The 20,545-nt window shown below is 62.1% G+C and carries 20 protein-coding genes and 1 tRNA gene; 11 read left to right on the top strand and 10 right to left on the bottom strand.

Annotated features, from left to right (window positions below):
- Position 1: 1 nt before the first annotated feature.
- The 4 genes from K9B37_RS10435 to aroA all read right to left on the bottom strand — a co-directional run bounded on the left by K9B37_RS10435 (position 2) and on the right by aroA (position 3,247).
- Positions 2 to 379, bottom strand: coding sequence for a methylglyoxal synthase (locus K9B37_RS10435; RefSeq protein WP_224313006.1), 378 nt, complete (start codon positions 377 to 379; stop codon positions 2 to 4).
- 12 nt (positions 380 to 391) lie between these two features.
- Positions 392 to 1,195: a DUF1194 domain-containing protein gene (locus K9B37_RS10430; protein WP_224313005.1), complete on the bottom strand. Its 804-nt coding sequence runs from the start codon at positions 1,193 to 1,195 to the stop codon at positions 392 to 394.
- 64 nt (positions 1,196 to 1,259) lie between these two features.
- Positions 1,260 to 1,889, bottom strand: coding sequence for a (d)CMP kinase (cmk, locus tag K9B37_RS10425; protein WP_224313086.1), 630 nt, complete (start codon positions 1,887 to 1,889; stop codon positions 1,260 to 1,262).
- 8 nt (positions 1,890 to 1,897) lie between these two features.
- Positions 1,898 to 3,247, bottom strand: a complete 1,350-nt coding sequence (aroA, locus tag K9B37_RS10420) for a 3-phosphoshikimate 1-carboxyvinyltransferase (protein WP_224313004.1) — start codon at positions 3,245 to 3,247, stop codon at positions 1,898 to 1,900.
- A gap of 166 nt (positions 3,248 to 3,413) precedes the next feature.
- Between aroA and K9B37_RS10415 the strand changes: the two genes are divergently transcribed.
- Entirely contained in the window at positions 3,414 to 3,797 is a 384-nt protein-coding gene (locus K9B37_RS10415) for a TIGR02300 family protein (protein ID WP_224313003.1), read from the top strand.
- 82 nt (positions 3,798 to 3,879) lie between these two features.
- Positions 3,880 to 3,955 (top strand) — tRNA-Ala (locus K9B37_RS10410).
- Between the two features lie 98 nt (positions 3,956 to 4,053).
- Here K9B37_RS10410 and K9B37_RS10405 read toward each other — a convergent pair.
- Positions 4,054 to 4,491 (bottom strand): DUF1810 domain-containing protein, encoded by a 438-nt coding sequence (locus tag K9B37_RS10405; RefSeq protein WP_224313002.1) that lies wholly within the window; start codon positions 4,489 to 4,491, stop codon positions 4,054 to 4,056.
- 427 nt (positions 4,492 to 4,918) lie between these two features.
- Here K9B37_RS10405 and K9B37_RS10400 point away from each other — a divergent pair, with 427 nt between their 5' ends.
- Positions 4,919 to 6,151 (top strand): alpha/beta hydrolase, encoded by a 1,233-nt coding sequence (locus tag K9B37_RS10400; RefSeq protein WP_224313001.1) that lies wholly within the window; start codon positions 4,919 to 4,921, stop codon positions 6,149 to 6,151.
- 21 nt (positions 6,152 to 6,172) lie between these two features.
- Here the strand turns inward: K9B37_RS10400 and K9B37_RS10395 are convergent, their stop codons facing one another.
- Genes K9B37_RS10395 through K9B37_RS10385 form a run of 3 tightly spaced genes read right to left on the bottom strand, consistent with a single transcriptional unit; the run spans position 6,173 to position 9,650 of the window.
- Positions 6,173 to 7,684 carry a putative N-acetylmannosamine-6-phosphate 2-epimerase gene (locus K9B37_RS10395; RefSeq protein ID WP_224313000.1) on the bottom strand — a complete coding sequence of 504 codons (1,512 nt, stop codon included), beginning with the start codon at positions 7,682 to 7,684 and terminating at the stop codon, positions 6,173 to 6,175.
- Entirely contained in the window at positions 7,681 to 8,682 is a 1,002-nt protein-coding gene (locus K9B37_RS10390; RefSeq protein WP_224312999.1) for a Gfo/Idh/MocA family protein, read from the bottom strand. Before K9B37_RS10390 ends, K9B37_RS10395 begins: the two co-directional genes overlap by 4 nt.
- On the bottom strand, positions 8,679 to 9,650 hold the full coding sequence (locus tag K9B37_RS10385; RefSeq protein ID WP_224312998.1) for a Gfo/Idh/MocA family protein: 972 nt from the start codon (positions 9,648 to 9,650) through the stop codon (positions 8,679 to 8,681). Before K9B37_RS10385 ends, K9B37_RS10390 begins: the two co-directional genes overlap by 4 nt.
- Positions 9,651 to 9,759: 109 nt before the next feature.
- On the opposite strand from K9B37_RS10385, the gene K9B37_RS10380 reads away from it, so the two are divergent.
- The 7 genes from K9B37_RS10380 (at position 9,760) to K9B37_RS10350 (ending at position 16,920) form a co-directional block, all read left to right on the top strand.
- On the top strand, positions 9,760 to 10,482 hold the full coding sequence (locus K9B37_RS10380; protein ID WP_224312997.1) for a FadR/GntR family transcriptional regulator: 723 nt from the start codon (positions 9,760 to 9,762) through the stop codon (positions 10,480 to 10,482).
- 13 nt (positions 10,483 to 10,495) lie between these two features.
- The gene (locus K9B37_RS10375; protein ID WP_439651711.1) at positions 10,496 to 12,079 is read left to right on the top strand and encodes an ABC transporter substrate-binding protein; all 1,584 of its coding nucleotides are present in this window, start codon (positions 10,496 to 10,498) and stop codon (positions 12,077 to 12,079) included.
- A 71-nt stretch (positions 12,080 to 12,150) separates the two neighbouring features.
- Positions 12,151 to 13,110 (top strand): ABC transporter permease, encoded by a 960-nt coding sequence (locus K9B37_RS10370; protein WP_224312996.1) that lies wholly within the window; start codon positions 12,151 to 12,153, stop codon positions 13,108 to 13,110.
- 2 nt (positions 13,111 to 13,112) lie between these two features.
- Positions 13,113 to 13,997 carry an ABC transporter permease gene (locus K9B37_RS10365; RefSeq protein WP_224312995.1) on the top strand — a complete coding sequence of 295 codons (885 nt, stop codon included), beginning with the start codon at positions 13,113 to 13,115 and terminating at the stop codon, positions 13,995 to 13,997.
- A 19-nt stretch (positions 13,998 to 14,016) separates the two neighbouring features.
- Positions 14,017 to 14,934: a dihydrodipicolinate synthase family protein gene (locus K9B37_RS10360; protein ID WP_224312994.1), complete on the top strand. Its 918-nt coding sequence runs from the start codon at positions 14,017 to 14,019 to the stop codon at positions 14,932 to 14,934.
- 4 nt (positions 14,935 to 14,938) lie between these two features.
- Positions 14,939 to 15,949 carry an ABC transporter ATP-binding protein gene (locus K9B37_RS10355; RefSeq protein ID WP_224312993.1) on the top strand — a complete coding sequence of 337 codons (1,011 nt, stop codon included), beginning with the start codon at positions 14,939 to 14,941 and terminating at the stop codon, positions 15,947 to 15,949.
- Positions 15,950 to 15,951: 2 nt separating this feature from the next.
- Positions 15,952 to 16,920: an ABC transporter ATP-binding protein gene (locus K9B37_RS10350; RefSeq protein ID WP_224312992.1), complete on the top strand. Its 969-nt coding sequence runs from the start codon at positions 15,952 to 15,954 to the stop codon at positions 16,918 to 16,920.
- Between the two features lie 46 nt (positions 16,921 to 16,966).
- Here K9B37_RS10350 and K9B37_RS10345 read toward each other — a convergent pair whose 3' ends face one another.
- Together K9B37_RS10345 and K9B37_RS10340 are read right to left on the bottom strand one after the other, a co-directional pair.
- Positions 16,967 to 17,965 carry a Gfo/Idh/MocA family protein gene (locus tag K9B37_RS10345; RefSeq protein WP_224312991.1) on the bottom strand — a complete coding sequence of 333 codons (999 nt, stop codon included), beginning with the start codon at positions 17,963 to 17,965 and terminating at the stop codon, positions 16,967 to 16,969.
- 33 nt (positions 17,966 to 17,998) lie between these two features.
- A complete protein-coding gene (locus tag K9B37_RS10340) occupies positions 17,999 to 19,060 on the bottom strand; it encodes a LacI family DNA-binding transcriptional regulator (RefSeq protein ID WP_224312990.1) in 1,062 nt (353 codons plus the stop codon).
- A 174-nt stretch (positions 19,061 to 19,234) separates the two neighbouring features.
- Between K9B37_RS10340 and K9B37_RS10335 the strand changes: the two genes are divergently transcribed.
- Positions 19,235 to 20,479: an ABC transporter substrate-binding protein gene (locus K9B37_RS10335; RefSeq protein ID WP_224312989.1), complete on the top strand. Its 1,245-nt coding sequence runs from the start codon at positions 19,235 to 19,237 to the stop codon at positions 20,477 to 20,479.
- Positions 20,480 to 20,545: the final 66 nt, after the last annotated feature.

Here is a 20,545-nt window from a genome sequence, read left to right as displayed (position 1 = left end):
ATCAAGGATCGAAAGTGACGATCAGACGCTCGGCGGTGGCGCGGTTGAGCGCCATCGGAATGTTGTAGACGAGAGCGAGCCGCATCAGCGCTTTCACGTCCACGTCATGGGGATGGGGCGAGAGCGGATCGACGAAGAAGAACAGGGCGTCGATCTTGCCCTCGGCGATCATGGCGCCGATCTGCTGGTCGCCGCCGAGCGGGCCACTTTTGAGGCGCGTCACGGACAGTGAAGGACAGCGCTCCATGACTCGGCCGCCGGTGGTTCCGGTGGCGAACAGGATGAAGGGGCGAATGGCATTCTCGTGCATGGCGACGAAATCGGCCATGTCGTCCTTTTTGGCGTCGTGGGCCACGAGCGCCAAGGTCAGCTTTTGCATAAGTGTCCGATATCAGTTGTTCCAGCGATCGCGCCACTGCATCTCGCCGCTCAGGCAATTGGCCCGGGGCGGATTTTGAATGCGCTCGATGCGGGGGACTTCAGGGGTGAGATTGGCGACTTCGAGGAGGATCTTGGTCTTGATGGCGTTGACGAACTGCTCCCGCTCGCGAACCGGAACCATGAACGACCCCTGACCTCCAATGACGCAGTCCCTGTAATAGATGTCGAGGTCTGCGATGTCGAGATAGCCGGGCTTGCGCAGCATGATCGGCAGGCCGTTGATGGTGATGCCCTTCGCCAGGGCGTCGTCCCGTGCCTGTTCCACGGCGCGTCCCTGGTTGTTGGGCCCGTCCCCGGAAACGTCGATCACCTGCCGCGTGGGGGTTGCACCAAGCTCGTCGAACAGTTTGGCACTGAAGTCGAGGGCACTGGAGATGGAAGTGCGCTGGGCCCGGCTGAGCGGCGTGGATGAAATCCTTTCGGCGAAGGCCATGAGGCCCTCGGGGTTGTCCAGAACCGTCCAGGGAATGATCACCTTCTGATCCGACGTGCCCGCCCATTCCACGTAAGTGACGGCAATTCTGCCGAGAAGCCCGGCCTTGATCGCCTCGTGCACGAGGGGGGAGCGGAAGGCCTGCGCGAACCCTTCTCGCTGCAAAGCCTGTTCCTCGGTGTCCATGGAGAAGGAGATGTCGACGGCGATGACGAGGGCGAGATCCACCTCCGTCTGCGCCTGGGCCCTCAACGGGGAGATCAGCAATCCCAGAACCAGGACAAGTCCTGCGGCGAAACGCATGCAGCCGGAGCGAACCATCGGGCGATCTCCCTTTGAGGAGCCGGTCCGATGAAGTGTGCCACCTTCCTCGCTCGACGCAAGGTCAAGTTTTGCTTCGCTTCTTCTCCACGATGGCGAGGGCAGCGAGAAAGGCGCCATCCGCGTCGAGGGCCGTCGTGTCCAGGGTGATCGCATCGGGCGCCGCTTTGAGCGGTGCGGTCGCGCGGGTCATGTCCCGTTCGTCCCTGCGGCGGATATCCGCCAGGATCGACGTGTAGGCGACGTCCTCGCCGCGCCGGAGCAGTTCGAGGTGCCGGCGGCGAGCTCGTTCCTCAGGCGTCGCGGTGATGAACAGCTTCACGTCCGCATTGGGGCAAACGACGGTGCCGATGTCCCGCCCGTCGAGCACGGCTCCCGGTAGCTCGCTGCCGAACTGGCGCTGGAAGGCGAGGAGGGCATCCCGCACGGGCTGATAGGCCGAGATGACCGAGGCTGCTTCACCCATCGCGGCGCCCCTCAGATCGGGCCCATCGAGATGCGCGACGTCGAGGTTCTCCGCCGCTTGTGCTGCCGCCTCCCGGTCAGAGAGGGGGATGCCCTCGTTCAGGAGAACCGCTGCGACCGCCCGATAGAGCAGGCCGGTATCGAGATGGGCAAAGCCCAGGTGATCCGCCAGGCGCTTGCCGAGCGTCCCCTTGCCGGAAGCGGCAGGACCGTCGATCGCAATGAGCATGGTGCGCATCAGTCGAGAATCGTGGCGCCGAGTTCCCGCATGAGCGGGATGAAGGTCGGGAAGCTCGTGGCGATCATCGCGCCGTCATCGACCGTCATCGGTTCCGTCGTCGCAAGCCCCATGACCAGGAATGCCATCGCGATGCGATGGTCGAGATGCGTGGCGACCGGCTTGCCGCCGCCGCGGACCTTGCCGCCCGTGCCGTGGACGATGAGATCGTCGCCCGTGATTTCGTGCTGAACCCCCGCCTCGGCGAGGCCGGCGGCAACCGCCGCCAGACGATCCGATTCCTTCACGCGCAGCTCGTGGAGCCCCTGCATCCTGGTGGTCCCTTCGGCGAAGGAGGCCGCCACGGCCAGGATGGGATATTCGTCGATCATCGCCGGAGCGCGATCGGCCGGAACGGTCACGCCGGTGAGCCGGCTCGCACGCACCCGCAGATCGGCCACGGTCTCTCCGCCCTCGTCGCGCTCGTTCTGACGCTCGATGGAGGCGCCCATTTCCAGAAGGGTGGTGATCAGTCCGGTCCGCAGCGGATTCATCATCACGCCCTCGATCACGACATCCGAGCCGGGCGTGATCAGAGCGGCCACGATGGGGAAGGCTGCCGAGGAGGGATCGCTCGGCACGACGACCGTCGTGCCACGAAGCTCGGGCTGACCCTGGAGGGTGATGGCGCGTCCATGCTCCCCGTGCTGCACCGTTTCCACGGTCGCGCCAAAATGGCGCAGCATCCGCTCGGTATGGTCGCGGGTGGCTTCCTTCTCGATCACGGTCGTCCGGCCGGGAGAATTAAGGCCGGCCAGCAGGACGGCGGACTTGATCTGGGCCGAGGCGGCCGGTGTCTCGTAAGTGATCGGGATCGTCTCGCGGGGGCCGCGCAAGGTCAGGGGAACGCGTCCGCCTTCCGCCTCGCTGACCACGGTGACGCCCATCTTGACCAGAGGGTCGAGAATCCGGCGCATTGGCCGCTTGCGCAAGGAGGCGTCCCCGTCGAAGGTCGCCGTGATCGGATGGCTGCCAGCCACGCCCATCATCAGGCGCGAGCCCGTTCCCGCATTGCCGAAGTCGAGAATGCCGGCAGGTTCGACGAGGCCGCCGATTCCGGCGCCGCGGATCCGCCACCGTCCCGGTGCCTCGCGGGTGATGTCGGCGCCCAGGGCCTTGCAGGCTTCGGCGGTGCGCAGCACATCGTCCCCTTCGAGCAGGCCCTCGACCCGGGTTTCGCCGATGGCGAGGAGGCCGAAGATCATGGAACGGTGGGAGATCGACTTGTCGCCGGGAACGCGAAGGCGCCCTTTGAGGGCCGAGCCCGGCCGGCTCGTGACCGGTGATGCCAATCCATGCGCGTGCGCCATGTCCGCCCCTTTACGTCTGTGATCTCGGCGGCTCCTAACACGGGCATTCGGTGCCGTCATCCTGGGAGGCGCGTCGGTCTGGCCTTCTCCTGCAATTTCTTATTTGACAAGGGATGCCCCCGCGACTAACGGAGCCTTCCCAGCATTCAGATTGAGGCATGAACCCGTGGCCAAACCGGAACTCGGCTTGAAGCGCCAGTGCATGAGCTGCGGCGCGAAATTCTACGATCTCAACAGAGATCCCGCTGTCTGCCCGAAATGCGGTACCGTTTTTCAGGCAACTGCCCTGAGCCGCGTGGCGGCTCCCGCTATCGCCCGCTCCCCCGCCCCCGACGAGGACGAGACCGAGCTCGAATCGGCAGGCGCCGAAATGGTCTCCCTCGACGAAGTGGAGGCCGATGAGGCGGAGAAGGACATTCCGACCGACGACGATATCGACGTGGGCGACGAAGTGGCCGACGACGACACCTTCCTGGAAGACGAAGAGGAAGGCGACGACGACGTGTCGGACCTGATCGACAGCGATCTGGAGGACGATGAAGAGGCTTGAACCTCTGATCGGACCCGACTATAGAAGCGCCGCTGCTTTTCGCGGCAACCATTCCGCGGTGCCCCATCACCGCGGCCTGCGTGGGGCCATAGCTCAGTTGGGAGAGCGCTTGAATGGCATTCAAGAGGTCGGCGGTTCGATTCCGCCTGGCTCCACCAAAAGACTCTTCTGAAAATCCGAACTCTTGAGCCTCCCTTGAAGGCCAGCGCATCGCCTTCGCATGGCTTCTCTGCCTTGGTCTTAGGAAAGCCAGCTTTCATGCCCCAGCAGAGAGGTGGGCCAATGTCCGCTCGTCCGCCTTGCCGTCGCAATAGCGATCGAGGGCCCGCTGGAAAATGTCCTGGTCCTTGCCCGCGGCACGGTCGAACAATGTCATCGAGGAGCGGAACTTCATATCGTCCGGCGTCCCGAAAATCGCGCGTAGAGACCGATCTCCGATCTGGAGCACCTGCGCGGTACAGCGCACCAGCCGTTCGCCAAGAACCGGATGGCCGAGATAGGCGCGTGCCTCGTCCAGCGAGCCGATTCCGTAGAAGTCGGACATGGACGATGCTCCGAGCCCGCGCAGCTGTGGGAATATGTACCACATCCAATGGCTCTGCTTTCGGCCGGCCCTCAGCTCCTGAAGCACCGTCTCGAAGACGCTGGCCTGGGCGTCGATGAAGCGATCCAGATTGTAGGGATCTTCTGGCATCGTCCTGTCCTGCTGCGATAGAGACATCATGATCCGGCTTACCGGTGCAGCCGCGGCTCCCTTGGCCATTCCCTGCGAAGTGGAACGCACCCGCATATGTTTCGATCCGACATCAACATCGTGCTGGTTTGAGAGGCTGCTTTCCTACGTTCGCAATCATGTATCGATGACGAGGTCGAAGATGATCAAAGATGCTCGATCTTTTCACTTGTCGACGACTGCCAAGTTACTAACATCTTAACGCGTGGCTTGGCTGATGCTCCGGCTGGGCGACAGTGTTCCATGGGGCCGGGACGCTCGCGGATCATCACCAACCGGCCGCAGAGCCGGACATCCAGAGAGGACATGCCGCCATGCCGGCCACGATCCGTCGCCTTGTGCTCGGCCTCGTTGCGGCTGCCTTTGGGCTCCAGCAGATGGGTGGTCCATGATTTTTGCAAAGGTGGCGCGTCTTGCGGCTCTGGCCCTTCTCGGACTGCTTTTGACCGCATGCGCGTCCCGCCACGGCGTCCTCATTCCGGTCGATGATCCAGCCATGCAGGGCACTCCCGTGGAGATGCTCGTTGCGACCACGCGGGAGAAGGTTCCGCTTGAAGACAATCTCTTTTCCGGAGGACGTGGGAACCGTCTGGCATTTGCGGATATCGTGGTGTCGATTCCCAAGGATCCGACGCGGCGCGTCGGCGAGGTCCGGTGGCCATCCGTCAGTCCGGGAGATCCGGCGAGGGATTTCGTGACCCGGCGCGCGGCGGTGATCGACATGCCGACGGCGCTTCGGACGTTCCACCGTATGGTCGGCACGGTGCCGGGACGGCGCGTCCTGGTGTTCGTTCACGGCTACAACAATCGGTTCGAGGACGCAGTCTTCCGCTTTGCTCAGTTCGTACATGACGCGCAGGCGCCCGTCGTGCCGGTACTCTTCACATGGCCATCCCGCGGGAGTGCGCTGGCCTATGGCTATGATCGCGAAAGCACAACTTGGTCGCGCAATGCCCTCGAGGATCTGCTGACGGCTCTCGCTGCGGATCCCTCCGTGGGTGAGGTCGCGATCCTCGCCCATTCCATGGGGAATGTCGTGACGCTGGAGGCGCTGCGCCAGATGGGCATTCGCAACGGTCGCGTGCCGCCGAAGATCACGAATGTGATGCTGGCAGCGCCCGATGTGGATGTCGACATCGCCCGGGAATCGATCCTCGACATGGGACGAAACCGTCCCAAGATCACGCTGTTTGTCTCTCAGGACGATCGCGCCTTGGGGATCTCGCGCCGGATCTGGGGCGACTCCGCTCGGCTCGGTGCCATCAATCCCGACATGGAGCCCTATCGGAGCGAGTTGGAGCAGGCGCAAATCACGACCCTGAATCTGACGGGGCTGCGCACCGACGATCCGTTCAATCACGCCAAGTTCGCCCAGAGCCCGCAGGTCGTTCAGATCATCGGGAAGCAGTTGCAGGGCGGACAAGTATTGACGGATTCCCGTGTGGGACTGGGCGACGTCATCGTGCAGGTGACGACCGGCGCGGCCGCCACTGTGGGAAAAGCGGCCGGTCTTGCGTTGTCTGCGCCGGTCGCGGTGATCGACCCGTACACGCGTGGCAGCTTCGAGGAGCAGGTGAAGGATCTCGGCCGCACCGCTGCCGAAGGCGTGCCGACGCAATAGGGGGTGTTCACGGCCCTCCGGCTATAGCCGTATGCGCGCCAAGTCGGCGACGCCGAGAGCACCGGATATCGGTCCGAGCGTGGCCGCTTCGATTGTGGGACGCAGACGAGGATCGATGTGGGTGAGACACTCCGCCACTTCTTCCTGGAAGGCGGCGTTCCGACCTACGCCACCGCCGAGAAGAATGACTTCGGGGTCAACGAGGATCTGGAGATTGACGAGCGCGCCGGCAATGTCCGTCGCAGCCGAGGACACGATCTCACTTGCCCACGATTGGCCCGCATCCCGCGCATAGAAGATGTCTTTCGCGTCCAGTGGGTGACCGGCGCGTTGCGCGGCGCGTGCCATTCCAAAACCGGAGGCGCTGTCTTCGAGACGGTTTCCGCCAAACGCCTTCAAGGTCTGGCCCAGACTGCCCGCAAGGCTCCGCGAGCCGGTCAGGAGACGTCCGCCGGAGACGATGCCGCCGCCGATGCCCGACGATATGGTCAGGAAGATCAGATCCCGGCCTGCTCCGGCGCCGAACCGGTATTCGCCCCAGGCTGCAGCCTGTGCGTCGTTGCAGATGAACGCGGATACGCCGAACTGCGATTCCAACTTGTCCTGCAGCGGCAGTGAGCCTGGAATGGCAAGTGTCGCGGGGTTGAGAGCCGACCATCGCCCATTAGCGACGAGACCGGTCACGGCAGCACCGACGCAATCGTAGGATCCGCGCCACGGCTTTGCGAGACCTTCGAGAGTTTTGAACCAATCCTCCGTGCCGAGATCGCGCGGTGTCGCGATGACCTGTTGGTCGAGGACGACGGCGCCGTTCACCAGCGCGGCCAGGGTTTTTGTGCCACCGATATCGAATGCGAGGGTGGGACGGCCCTGAGAGGCCTTTCTCGCAAGCGCGTCGGCGAACCAGCTGGTGACATGTTCGGTCCACGTGATGGCCGATCCCACGCAAACCACTGTTGCGCCGCGAGCGATGGCCTCGGCGGCCAAGGAAGGCGTGTTGTATCGCCCTTCCGCGACGACGGCCTTGCCGAAAGCCCTGCATTCCCGAACCAGGGCGAGATCGGGCTCTTCCGGAACGGGCCCGCCCGTGTAGCCCGACATGGTGGTTCCGATGATGTCGAAGCCGAGCTGCGCGGCGTCTCGTGCCTCGTCGATGGTTGCAATGTCGGCCATGGCCAGACAGCCACGGGCATGGATTTCCCGAAGCAGCTCCGCGATGGAGACCGGGCGCGCTCTTCTCGTGGCGTCCACCGCCACGACGGTCGCTCCCGCCTCCGCGAGAGCACGCACATCCTCGACGAGGGGCGTGATCCTGACCGGGCTGTCCGCGAGGTCGCGCTTGACGATGCCGACAATCGGCAGATCGCAGGCCGCCACATTCACATATCCTTCAATGCGAAGCGCGTTGGCGCCGCCGTTGCGGGCGGCAAGCGCAAGTCGCACGATCGTCTCGCGGTCGTCCATCGGCCCACCGGTGACCGGCTGGCATGACACGATGAGACCGCGCGGAACACGATCCGCGCTTGCGGTCATGGATGAAACTCCGCTGCGACGGGAGTCTCGCGGCGTTCGGCGTTGGCCTGATAGGCGGCTTCGATACAGGCGATCATGTGACGGCCATAGGTTCCGCTGACCGGAGGCGGGGTGTCGTTGACGATGCTCGCTGTCATGGCCTCCCATTCGCGCTCCACGGCCCGATCCATCCAGTCCGGCTCGAAGGAACCGGGAACTTCCGTCCATTGTGCTCCCTGGCCCAGGAAGACGCCGCGATCGAAATCGATCCTGATCGTGCCTTTCTCGCAGACGAGATCCATCGCGAACGACATCGCGCCGTCGCGATATCCGACGCTGGCGACCTGACCGATCCGGCCGTTGGCGAAGCGCAGTCCGATGAGTGCTGAATCGTCAGCCTCCTGGTCATGGAAGTAACTGCCCATCATGGCGGTCACGCCGGTCACGGGCTGACCCATCAGCCAGATCAGGCGATCGAGGGCATGGATGCCCGCCGTCATGAGCATTCCGCCGCCCGATGCCCGGGCGAGGTGCCACGGGCGCCGGTTGCTCTCCATCCAGAGCTTGATCATCCAGCTCGATCCGAGGACGGGTTCCCCAATAACGCCGGAATCGACGATAGCTTTCGCCTTGAGGCAGGGGAGGGCGAAGTGCATGACATGCCCGATCATCAACTTGCCGCCGCCGGCTTCAGCCGCGTCCGCAATTGCGGTACAGGTCGAGAGGGTGGGGGCCATGGGCTTCTCGAGCAGGATGTGCTTTCCCGCCCGGGCCGCCCCGATGGCGATGTCCTCGTGCAGATGATGCGGCGTCGCAATCAGGACGGCGTCGACGGCCGGATCGTCGATCAGAGCCCGCCAATCGTCATAGCTCTTGCCTCCGTGTTCGGCCGCGAAGGCTGCGCCGGCATCCTTATCCGAGCGACAGGACGCGACCAATCGTACGCCGGCGACCTGCCGCATCGCTCGCGCATGTACGGCACCGAAATGTCCCGCCCCAATGATTCCGACACCAATCATGATTTCGCCTTTTCATATGCCTGGTCGATCAGCCGCATGGCGGCGTAGTAGTCCCCGATGCCGACGGATGGCCGCACGCCGCGACGGATCCGGTCAAGCGTATCAGCCATGAAGAGGCGATACCGCGTGGAGGGGTGTTCGGGCAGGAGGGAATAGGACTGCCCGTCGTCGAGCGTGGTGCATCGGGCGCTCTCACCATGGTCGATCAAGTAGGCGTTCGCCGTTGCGACACGCCATTCGAAATCGCCTCCTGGAGCCATCGACGCATAGGTGTATCCGGCCTCGACCGTGAACAAGGCGCCTGCCTCGTCCATCAGCGTCACCACGGCGTGATCTTCGACGGGTTCCCGATGGATGCGATTGCCCACGGACGATGCGACGATCCGAAGGGGCCCTCGAGCAAGGCTGAGCGCGGCGTCGATCCCGTGAATGCCCAGATTGCGCAGGGCGCCGCCACCGCCGACCAGGGGATCCAGAAGCCACCCTACGCCATCGTCGCGGTATCGTTGCGGCGGTCCGTTGACGATCCGAAAATGACCATGGGCGACGGTGCCGAGCCTTCCAGTCCCGTCCAGACCCGTCATGGCGCGGAAGATTGGCCCAAAGCGATTAGGCAGCGGAACCGCGACGAAAGCGCCGCTCTCGGCGGCGGTCTCGACCAGCGGAGCGATGTCGCTCGTCCGGGGCGCGGCAGGCTTTTCCAGGATCATCGGGATCTTCGCCCGGATCACCTCCTGGGCGACGGTCGGCACGGTTCGGGGATCCCCCATCAGAACGATGAGGTCGGGCCGGGAATCCAAGACATCCTGAAGGGTAGAGCAGGCCTTCAGGCCTTCGGCTTGAGCAAACCGGCCCGCTGCCGCTGCATCCTGATCCCAGGTCCCTATGACCTCGGCGCCCTCATGACGGGCGGCATCCAGATGCATCGCGGCATGCCAGTGGCTCGTCCCCAGAAGGCTAATTCTCATGGGCAAGTTCCGTTACGTTATCTGCTTCTTGCAGGATATCCTACAAGCTGATATGCTACAAGTCGTTCAGCCAAGTTCGCTGTCCGGCTGAGGCGAGAGGAGCGGGGACATGTCTGGGATTCAGGGCATCAAGCCCGTCAACAGGCCGCCGTCCCTGCACGTGACGGTGCAGGAAAGCCTGCGCAGCTACATCGAGAGCAATAAATTGAAGGCCGGAGATCCGCTGCCACCGGAATCGTTCCTGGCGCAGCAGCTCGGGGTCAGCCGCAACTCGGTGCGGGAGGCGATCAAGGCGCTTGAATCCGTCGGCGTTCTCGAAACCCGGCGCGGGATCGGCGTCTTCGTCAAGGAATTCTCGTTCCAGCCGCTCCTCGACAATCTCGCCTATGGCCTTGGCGATACCCTGCGCGATGTCGAAGAGCTTCGGGAATTGCGCCGTGTCCTCGAAGTCGGCCTCATTCCCAAGACCATCGAGATGATCGGCGAGGAGGATCTCGCGGCTCTCCGCGAGGTGACGGAGCGCATGCGCCAGCGCGCGGAGCGTCACGAGAGTTTCGCGGAGGAGGACGAGCTGTTCCATCGCCTGCTTTTTCGCTGCCAGAACAATCGCATGCTCACCGGCCTGATCGAGGTGTTCTGGCGCGCGTTCTACAAGGCTTCCAACTTCGCCAATCTCGCCAATGCCGATCCCCTGGCGACATGGCGTGATCATCACGAGATCGTCGAGGCTGTCGCAGCCCGCGATGTCGAACGGGCCCGCAAGAGGCTCGACGAACATTATGAAGGCATTCTGCAAGTCATCGCCAACAACAAACAAGCGATCAAAACCTGACGGGAGGAACTCGATGCCACTGAAAATGATGACCCTCGCCCTTGCCGGTGTGGCGCTTGCCGGGGCGACCATGCTGACACCACCGGCCGCAGCCCAGGATCAAAAGACGATCACGGGCGGCTTCGATGTGGGGCCGGGCGGTTTCCAGGGAAATTTCAATCCTCTCGCCGCCACGGGAGGATTCACGTGGCTGAACGTCTACTTCGAGCCGCTTGTCAACTACAATGCGGATCTGACGGCCATCGAAGGCGCTATGGCAACGGAATATGCGGTCAATCCGGGCCAGACGGAATATACATTCAAGCTTGCCAAAGAGACGTGGCATGACGGCAAGCCGTTCACATCGAAGGATGTGAAATTCACGGTCGAGCTGGCCAAGAACGGCGAAACCGGCACCGTCTTCGCTGCACGTCTGGGCGCTGTTTCGTCCGTCGAGACGCCTGACGAGCGGACCGTTGTGATCAAGCTGTCCAAACCCGATTCCGGTTTCCTCGCGACGCTCACGAAGCTCATGATCCTGCCGGAGCACGCGCTTGCGAGCTTCACGCCGAAGGAACTCGCGACCAGCACCTGGTGGGCGACCAACCCGATCGGCACCGGTCCGTTCAAGTTCAAGCAATATGTCACCGATCAGTACGTGGAACTGGTCGCCGATGAGGACTATCGCCTCGGGCGTCCGAAAGCGGATCGGGTGATCAACCGCTACTTCAAGAACACGGCTGCCGCCGTGTCGGCGCTGCGAGCCGGGGAAATCCAGTTTACTTATGTCGAATCCGACGACGTTCCGGCATTCAAGGGCAAGAACGAATTCAAGGTGATCGAGGGACAGTCGTTCGTCGTCAACTACCTGGGATTCAATCAGCAGGTCCCGTTGTGGAAGGACGTCCGCGTCCGCCAGGCTGTGATGTATGCAATCGATCGCCAGGCGATCATCGACAGTCTCTACGGCGGTGCTGCGACGGCGGCCAATTGCGGCTATGTCGCGAAGCAGCTGGTTCCGGAGGGACTCAACGCATACAAGTTCGATCCGGCCAAGGCGAAGGCGCTTCTTGCGGAAGCTGGGTGGGACAAGGTCAACGGCACCAAGCCGATCACCTTGCTGACCTACTACAACACACCGCAGGCCGCCAATGTCATGGCAGCCGTCCAGGCGATGCTCGCTCAAGTGGGCATCAATGTCGTGCCGCGGGTGGTGGATACGCCGACCTATAACGGCATGATCTATGCGGCCAGTCCTGACTTCAATCAGTTCCCGCTCGTCTATGCCGGACTCCAGAACGGGCCGGATCCGTCCGGGTTGAATATCGGTCTCAACGCTGCGCAGAAGCCGCCTGCCGGCGCCAATTTCCTGCGCATCGAAATGCCGGAAGTAACCCAGGCCTTCGATGCCGCTCTTGCGGAGACGAACCAGCAGCAGCTGAGCGCGCGCTACCAGAATGTCTGCAAGGCCATGAATGCGAATCTCCCATGGGCCACGATGTGGGTTGCCAATCGCTATGGTGTGGCATCGACGAAGCTGAAGGATTTCGTCTGGGTGCCAGCGCCGGCGGGCGGCCCCTACAATGCCCATCCCGAAAAATGGGCACTTGAGAAGTAACAAGAATACGAACGCTACTGACCAACGCAAGGTGGCCGAAGACCGGCCACCTTCCATCTTCGAATGGCACTATGCTGACATATATTGCGCGGCGCCTAGCAATCGGACTCTTGATGCTCGTTGCTCTGAGCATGCTCGTGTTCGTCCTGCTGCGCCTGGCACCCGGCGATCCGATCGATGCCTATATCAATCCCAATGTTGCCATGTCCCAGGCGGAGATGGCTGCGTTGCGCGCTCGCCTGGGTTTCGATCAGCCGCTCCCCATTCAGTATCTGGCATGGTTGCGTGCGGCCGTGACGGGTGATCTTGGCTATTCGATCCAGAAAAATGGCGTGAAGGTTCTCCCGCTCGTTCTGGAACGGGTCGGACCCACGGTCCTCCTCATGTTCCTCGCACTCGTCATTGCGATCGTCGGCGGCATTGCGGCCGGAATCATCAGCGCCGTGCAGCGCAATTCGGCGACGGATGTCGGCTGCTCCGTCGCAGCCTTCGTCGGCATTTCCAGTCCGCCCTTTCTCACGGCAATCCTCGGGCTCTATGTCTTCTCCGTCGTTCTGAGGTGGTCGCCGTCCGGCGGAATGCTGACGCCTGGAACGCCCTTTTCCTTGAGCGATCTGCTGTCCCATCTTGTCCTTCCCGCCTGCCTCCTGTCGATCGGGCACGCAGCCCTCATCATGCGCTACATGCGTGCCTCGCTGCTTGAGGTTCTTAATCAGGATTACGTCCGCACGGCGCGAGCGAAGGGCGTGAAGGAACTCTGGGTCATCATCAAGCATGCGACACGAAACGCCTTGCTGCCGGTAGTGACGCTGATCGGTTCTTCCATTGGCATGGCGGTTGGCGGCGCCATCTTCATGGAAAGCGTGTTCAACTGGCCCGGGATGGGCCTCCTATTGGTCAATGCTGTGGATACACGGGACTATCCCGTCATCATGGGCGCGACGCTGATCATCGGCGCGTGCGTCATCCTGGTGAATATCCTGACGGATGTCGCCTACGCGCTGGTCGACCCGCGCATTCGGGTGGCGTAACCATGAGCGTCGCGGGATCAATCTCCTCTTCTGCGCGAAAGGGCCCCATCGCCCGCGCTCTCGAACGCTTCACGATCAACCGGATCGCACTGGTCGGCCTCGTTATCCTGCTCTGCATCGTGACGGCGGTGCTGACTTATCCGCTCTGGTGGAGTTACACACCAAATCAGATCGATCTGCGAGCGCTCAACAAGGGACCGAGCAGCGCTCACTGGTTTGGGACCGACGGCGTCGGAAGAGATGTCCTTGCGCGCCTGATGCAAGGGGGGCGCGTCTCGCTGCTCGTGGCGGTGACCTCGGTTGCCATCTCAACCGTCATCGGCTTCCTCATAGGGGCGCTTTCATCCTTCGGTGGGCGCGTCGTCGATGGGGCCGTCATGCGTTTCGTCGATCTTGCCATGACCTTGCCGCCGGTCATCTTCCTGCTGGTGCTGGCGTCTATTGCGGGCACAGGCATTCTCCCGACGATCCTCGTGATCTCGCTTCTCTCCTGGCCGGTGCTGTCCCGCATGGTCCGCGCGCGCCTGCTGGAGCTGCGCGAGCGTGACTTCGTGGTCGCTGCGCGCGGGATGGGGGCAGGACTCGGCCATCTGCTGTTCCGGCATGGCCTGCCGAACTGCATTGATATTCTGGTGGTTTATGCGACGCTCCAGATCGCCAATGCGATCCTGCTGGAAGCAGGCCTATCCTTCCTGGGGCTCGGCATCGCGCCGCCAGAGGCAAGCTGGGGCAACATGCTCAATGCAGCCCGCTCGACCGTCGTTCTCGAACAATATGTCTGGCAGTGGATGTTCCCGGGAGCTGCCCTGGTTCTAACCGTGCTGGCCATCAACTTTGTCGGAGACGGTCTGCGTGACGCCTTCGACCCTCGTTCCGACCTTCACTAGCTGAAAGAAAAGGCTTCCCATGACTACCTTCCACGGCGTCGTTCCCCCGGTCGTCACTCCGCTGACGGAAACGTTCGAGGTCGACTACGAGTCCTATTCACGCGTGCTGGAACACTTGATCGCCGGCGGCGTGCACGGCCTCTTCGTGCTGGGCTCCACGAGCGAAGTGATCTTTCACGACGAGGCTACCCGGCGCCGGATTCTTGAGCATACGGTCAAGGTCGTGAATGGCCGGCTGCCTGTGCTGGCGGGTGTGATCGACCCCACGACCGACCGGGTCATTGGACACGCGAAGACCGCGCAGTCGATCGGTGTCGATGCCGTTGTCGTCACTGCTCCGTTCTACACGCGAACCAGCCAGCCGGAGGTGATCGATCATTTTCGCTATGTCCGCGAAGCGCTTGATGTCCCCGTAATCGCTTATGACATTCCGGTCTGCGTTCATACGAAGCTCGAGCGCAAGACGACAGTGGCTCTTGCACAGGAAGGCACGATCGCAGGCCTCAAGGATTCAAGTGGCGATGACGGCAATTTCCGTTATTGCCTGCTGGATCTCGGCGACAGGCGCGACTTCTTCCTCATGACAGGCTCGGAGATCGTGGTGGACAATGCCCTACAGATGGGCGCGCATGGCGTCGTCCCAGGCTTGGCCAATGTCGATCCCGCCGGTTATGTGCGCCTCTGGAACCACGCGCGGGCAGGGGATTGGGTTGCCGCCCGCAAGGAGCAGGAGCGTCTGTGCCGGCTCTTCGAGATGGTGTGGGTATCCCTGCCGCGCACCAGCGCCGGTTCGGCCGGTGTCGGTGCGTTCAAGACCGCCATGCGGCGCCTCGGCGTTATCGCGTCCAACACGATGGCGCGCCCGCAACGGACCCTCAACGCGGACGAGGCTGCGACGATCGAGACCATCGTTCGCTCCGTCGGATTGCTGAACTGAAGTCATGAAGCGGCGTCCGATCCTCGATGTCTCTGACCTGAAAACTGTCTTCCGCATCGGAGGACGGCAGGTCGCTGCCGTGCAGGATCTGAACCTGACTGTCGCTCCCGGCGAGACGGTAGCGCTCGTCGGGGAATCCGGATCCGGAAAGTCCGTCACGAGCCTTTCCATCATGGGGCTTCTGCCGAGGAAAGTCGGCAAGGTGGTGGCGGGGCGGATCCTGTTTCGCGGCAAGTCGGGGGAGGAGCGGGACCTCGCCACGATGGATAGCGAGGCGTTGCGGAGCATCAGGGGCAATGACGTCGCCATGGTGTTTCAGGAGCCGATGACGAGCCTCAATCCCGTCTACACGGTGGGCGAACAGATCGCGGAGCCGATCCGCATCCACCTTGGCCGCAGTCACAAGGACGCGGCCGAGTCCGCCGTCGGACTTTTGGCCGCTGTCGGAATCCCGGATCCGGGGCGTCGGGCCCGGCAGTATCCGCATGAGCTTTCGGGGGGCATGCGCCAGCGTGTCATGATCGCGATGGCCCTTGCCTGCGATCCCGTGCTGCTCATTGCCGACGAGCCGACAACCGCGCTCGACGTCACGATTCAGGCGCAGATTCTCGATCTCCTGAGAAAGCTTCAGGAAGAGCGAGGAATGGGGATTCTCTTCGTGACTCACAATCTCGGCGTGGTCGCCGAGATCGCTCATCGCGTCGCGGTCATGTATGCCGGACGCGTGGTCGAAACCGGTGCCGTGACAGATGTCTTCAGGCATCCCCGGCATCCTTACACCATGGGTCTTATGCGGTCGGTGCCGAAGCTCGGCGAGGCGACCATGCTCAAACGCCAGGGCATCCCTCTGCCGACGATCGCAGGGTCGGTTCCCAGCTTGCTTGCGCTTCCGGACGGCTGCTCGTTCGCACCGCGATGTCCCTACGCTCTCGATCAATGCCGCGCCGGCGTCCCGGCGCTGGCGGAGACGGGCGGGAGACATAAGAGCCGCTGCATCCGATGGGAGGAGATTTGAGAATGAGGGAGCCGTTGCTCTCGGTCCGCGGCCTGACCAAGCATTTCACGTCCTCCGGCTTCTCCCATGGGCCGGTCGTGCGTGCGCTCGACGACATCTCCTTCGAGGTGCCGCGAGGCAAAGTCGTTGGCCTAGTCGGTGAATCGGGCAGCGGCAAGACCACGATCGGACGATCCGTTCTTCGCCTCATCGAACCGACAGCCGGCCAGATCGTCTTTGACGGCGTCGACCTGACGAAGCTTTCCGCAAGCGAGATGCGTCGTCAGCGCAGAAGGCTTCAGTATATCTTTCAGGATCCCTTCGGAAGCCTGTCCCCCCGTATGACGATCGGCCAGATCCTCATGGAGGGTCTCGATATCCAACGTATCGGATCGCGTGCGGAGCGCGGCGCACGTGCGAAGAAGGCGCTGCAGGAAGTCGATCTCCCGGCCGACGCTTTCGTCCGATATCCGCATGAATTCTCGGGAGGCCAGCGTCAGCGGATTGGAATTGCGCGGGCGCTCGTCCTCGAGCCGGAACTGATCGTGGCCGATGAGCCCGTTTCGGCGCTCGACGTGTCGATCCAGGCCCAGATCGTCAACCTTCTCCGCAGCCTGCAATCCCGGCTCGGGCTGACCATGCTGTTCATCTCGCATGATCTGGCAGTTGTGGAATATATCTGCGATACGGTGATCGTGCTCTATCTCGGACGGATCATGGAAATCGCACCGAGCGAGGTGCTTTATTCCGATCCACGTCATCCTTACACGCGCGCCTTGCTGTCGGCGATTCCGTCACCTGAGATCGGGAAGGCGAGCGCACGGCAGATCCTCAAGGGTGACATCCCGAGCCCTGCCAATCCGCCCTCAGGCTGCGTTTTCCGAACACGCTGCCCACACGCCATCGATCAATGCGCCAAGACCGTGCCGCCGCTCGAGGAGGTTGCTCCGGGCCACGTGAAGGCGTGCATCCGCCACGACATATCGGGTTAGAAGATGCTCGTGTCGAGCCGGCAAACTTCCGCATAAAGAGTTTGGATCAGATCGTTTCCCATCCCGACGAAGACTCGGATCGGCATAGAGCATCCAGGATCCGCATGTTCTGAAGCGCGTCGTTCAAGCCATAGGCAAGCGGCTCTATGCCCCTGATCGCCCGGGCAAAAGCTTCTCCTTGCAGCTGATATTGGTCGACAGGAGGAAGTTCGATGACTTGGGCGGCTCCTCCAGCGGGCAGGCTGCCGTCATCGACGATGACACGTGTCGGCCGGTCAGGAGGAGCATTGAAGGGCACTTCGATCTCGATGCGCCCATCGGTTCCGAGGATCTGGACTCTCTGATACGGAACTGTCTGGGTGGACACGGTGAATATCAGTTGACGGCCTGCACCGAAATCCAGAAGGGCGCTCGTCATCCGATCGACTCCGAAGCCGGCGTCACGGTCTATGAGCGCAACTACCCTGAGCGGCTCCGTATCGAAAAAGTAGCGTCCGGCCACCACCGCGTAGCAGCCGATATCCAGAAGGCCCCCGCCGCCGATATCAGCTTTGTTGCGGATATTGCCCGGATCCGTGTTGAAGTATGAGAATGCGACCTGGATGGTCCGCATGTCTCCAATCTGACCCTCTTGAATCATCTGCCGAGCCGCAAGCCATTGCGGATGATGTCGAACCATGAAGGCCTCCGTGATCAGCACCTTGGCAGCGGCATCTTTCAGTAGCTTGGCCTCGTCCGCGGTGATCGCTATCGGCTTCTCACACAGCACATGTTTGCCGGCTCGAGCCGCGGCAAGAGTCAGGGGAACGTGGAGGTGGTTCGGAAGAGGATTATAGATTGCCTCGACATCCGGATCGGCCAGAACATCCTCATAGGACCCGTAGGCCTTCGCGATCCCAAGTTCGGATGCGACGTCTCGTGCCGTCTCCTCGGCGCGCGACCCTATCGCGACGACCTTGCAGATCGGGCTCTTCATGAGGCCCGGAATGACCTTGCCTCTTCCAATCTTCGCGGTGCTCAGAATACCCCAGCGTACTGGCTCCATACGACCCTCCCGAATTGTGATGTCTCTTGATATTCATGCCACACCAGACCGTCGTCGCGCATGCGGGGCTTTTCCCGTCGTGCCGCGGGCGAGCAGCGTGAGCGGAAGACGCGTACTCCAATCCGCCGATGTCATTTCACCGCGCATCAACTTGAGCAGAACGGCGCTCCCCCTTTGACCTAGGAGATGCAACGGCTGCTGAAATGTCGTGAGCGTCGGCTCGGTATAGTCCGCGAACTCGATTCCATCGAACCCCACGATCGAGACGTCATCGGGGACGCGCAGTCCCGCAGCTTGGACCGTTTTCAGAAAGCCGATCGCACTTTCGTCACAACTTGCGAAGATGCCTGTCGGCCGGTTCTTCGCGCGGAGGAAAGATTCTGCTGCAGCGACACCCGCTGAGAACACGAAGCGGCCCTCCCAACGCACGAAATTCTGCTTCCCGAGACCTGCATCTTCGAGCCCTTCGAGAAACCCCGCAAAACGTTCCGCCTCAATGACGTTTCCAATTGGTCCTGCGACATAGCCCAGGCGACGATGGCCGAGCTCTACGAGATGCTGCACGGCGGCACGCGAGGCCTCGCGATCCTGAACGACGACATTGGGAATCCGCGAATCTCCGATGGTGGCGCACATGGCGACCATCGGCAGTCCCGCATCTCCCATGTGGCGCTTATCGTCTCCTGGAACGCGACCCGTCATGAGGAGGATTCCATCGACTTGCCGTGACAAGGCAAGATCGACATAACGCGCCTCCCGCTCCAGGCAATTGTCGAGATTGCCGATGACCAAGCCGTAGCCTGACTGCGTCAGCTCGTCGTCGATGCCGCGCAGGATCTGCGCGAAGACCGGATTGGCGAGGTTCGGAACGACAACGAGCACCGTCATCGTGCGACGGGTGCGAAGGTTTCGTGCAACGCTGTTCGGTGTGTAGCCGCTGCGGTGCACTGCTTCCATGACGACCTCGTAGGTCTTTGCCGTCACGGCGCCGCGATTGGCTAGGACACGGCTGACCGTTGCCGTAGAGACGCCGGCAAGCCGAGCCACGTCCGCGATGCGTATCTCCTTTACTGAACGCCATCGCTTTCGGCTCATTCGTGTTACTCCCAGTCACCGCCTAAGATAGAATTCTCTGCCCGGCCAAGAAGCATCCAGCCAAGAAGCGACCGCCGTCAACTTGGTGCTTGACTTATTCTGAAGTCGATTTCAACCTACGTCAAAAGATGTAATCGATTACAAAGTCGATCAAAACGCTTCTGGGAGGAAGCCATGCGCCTGAAAACACGCGTTTCTGCGTATACCCTTGCTGTTGCCCTCGTCTGGAATTCCGGTGCGCTCGCGCAGCAGATGAAGGCTGAAGTCCTGCACTGGTGGACGTCGGCGGGCGAGTCCGCCGCCGTCAAGGTCTTCGCCGATCAGTTCACGAAGGCAGGCGGTACCTGGGTCGACAATGCGATCGCCGGAGGGGCGAATGCCCGTACAGCGGGTATCAATCGCATGGTGGGCGGCAATCCGCCGACCATGATGCAATTCAACACCGGCAAGCAGTTCGACGAACTCGTGAGCAACGACCTGCTGCGGGACGTGGAAAGTCAAGCCAAGGCCGGAAAATGGCGTGAAATCATGCCGAAGCCGATCGTCGATGCGACGGTCCGCAACGGCAAGTTCTATGCGGTTCCGGTCAATATCCACGGCCAGAACTGGCTGTTCTATAACACCAAGGTCTTTGCAGACGCTGGCGTGGAGCCGCCAAAGACCTTCCCCGAGCTGATCGAGGCGGGAGAGAAGCTCAAGGCAAAGGGCGTCATTCCATTGGCGCTCGGCGGGCAGCCGACCTGGGAACATAATTTGTTCCGCGCGGTGCTTGTCGGCCATGGTGGCGCCGACCTCTTCCGCAAGGTCTACGGCGCGCGGGATCAAGCTGCCGCCAAAAGCCCGAAGATGAAGGAAACGATCGAGCTCTTCGGCAAGATGCGTGGCCTCGTCGATCCCGGTAGCCCGGGACGTAACTGGAACGATGCGACGGCACTGGTCATCACGAACAAGGCCGCCATGCACTTCAACGGCGATTGGGCGAAGGGCGAGTTCATCGCTGCCGGCCAGACAGCAGGCAAGGAATACGGCTGCACGTTGGTCGGAGAGGGCGGCGGCAAGCTCGTGATCGGCGGCGACGTCTTCGTCTTCCCGGCAACGAAAGACAAGGCCATGCTCGCCACGCAGGACAAGCTGACGGAAGTTCTTCTCGATCCAACGACCCAGATCGAGTTCAACAAGAAGAAGGGCTCGATTCCTGCCCGTATGGATGTCGATGTGTCATCGATGGATATCTGCGCGCAGAAATCTCATGCCGTTCTCAGCGATCCTGCAAACCAGGTTGAGGCCATGGAGCTCCTCAGCACGCCGAACTTCTCCGGTGCCATGCAGGATGCGGTGACGCAGTACTGGAACAACCCGAATATGTCGACGGACGCTTTCATCGAGAAGATCACCGCTGCCATGCGTGACGCGAGCTGATCGCGATAAGCCGCCCATCGGGATCCGGCAGGCACAAGTTTCCTGCCGGATCCTTCTCTCCCGACA

Source organism: Microvirga puerhi (genome assembly GCF_020089865.1).
GTDB classification, from domain to species: domain Bacteria; phylum Pseudomonadota; class Alphaproteobacteria; order Rhizobiales; family Beijerinckiaceae; genus Microvirga; species Microvirga puerhi.
This window is presented reverse-complemented; position numbering and strand designations above follow the sequence as displayed.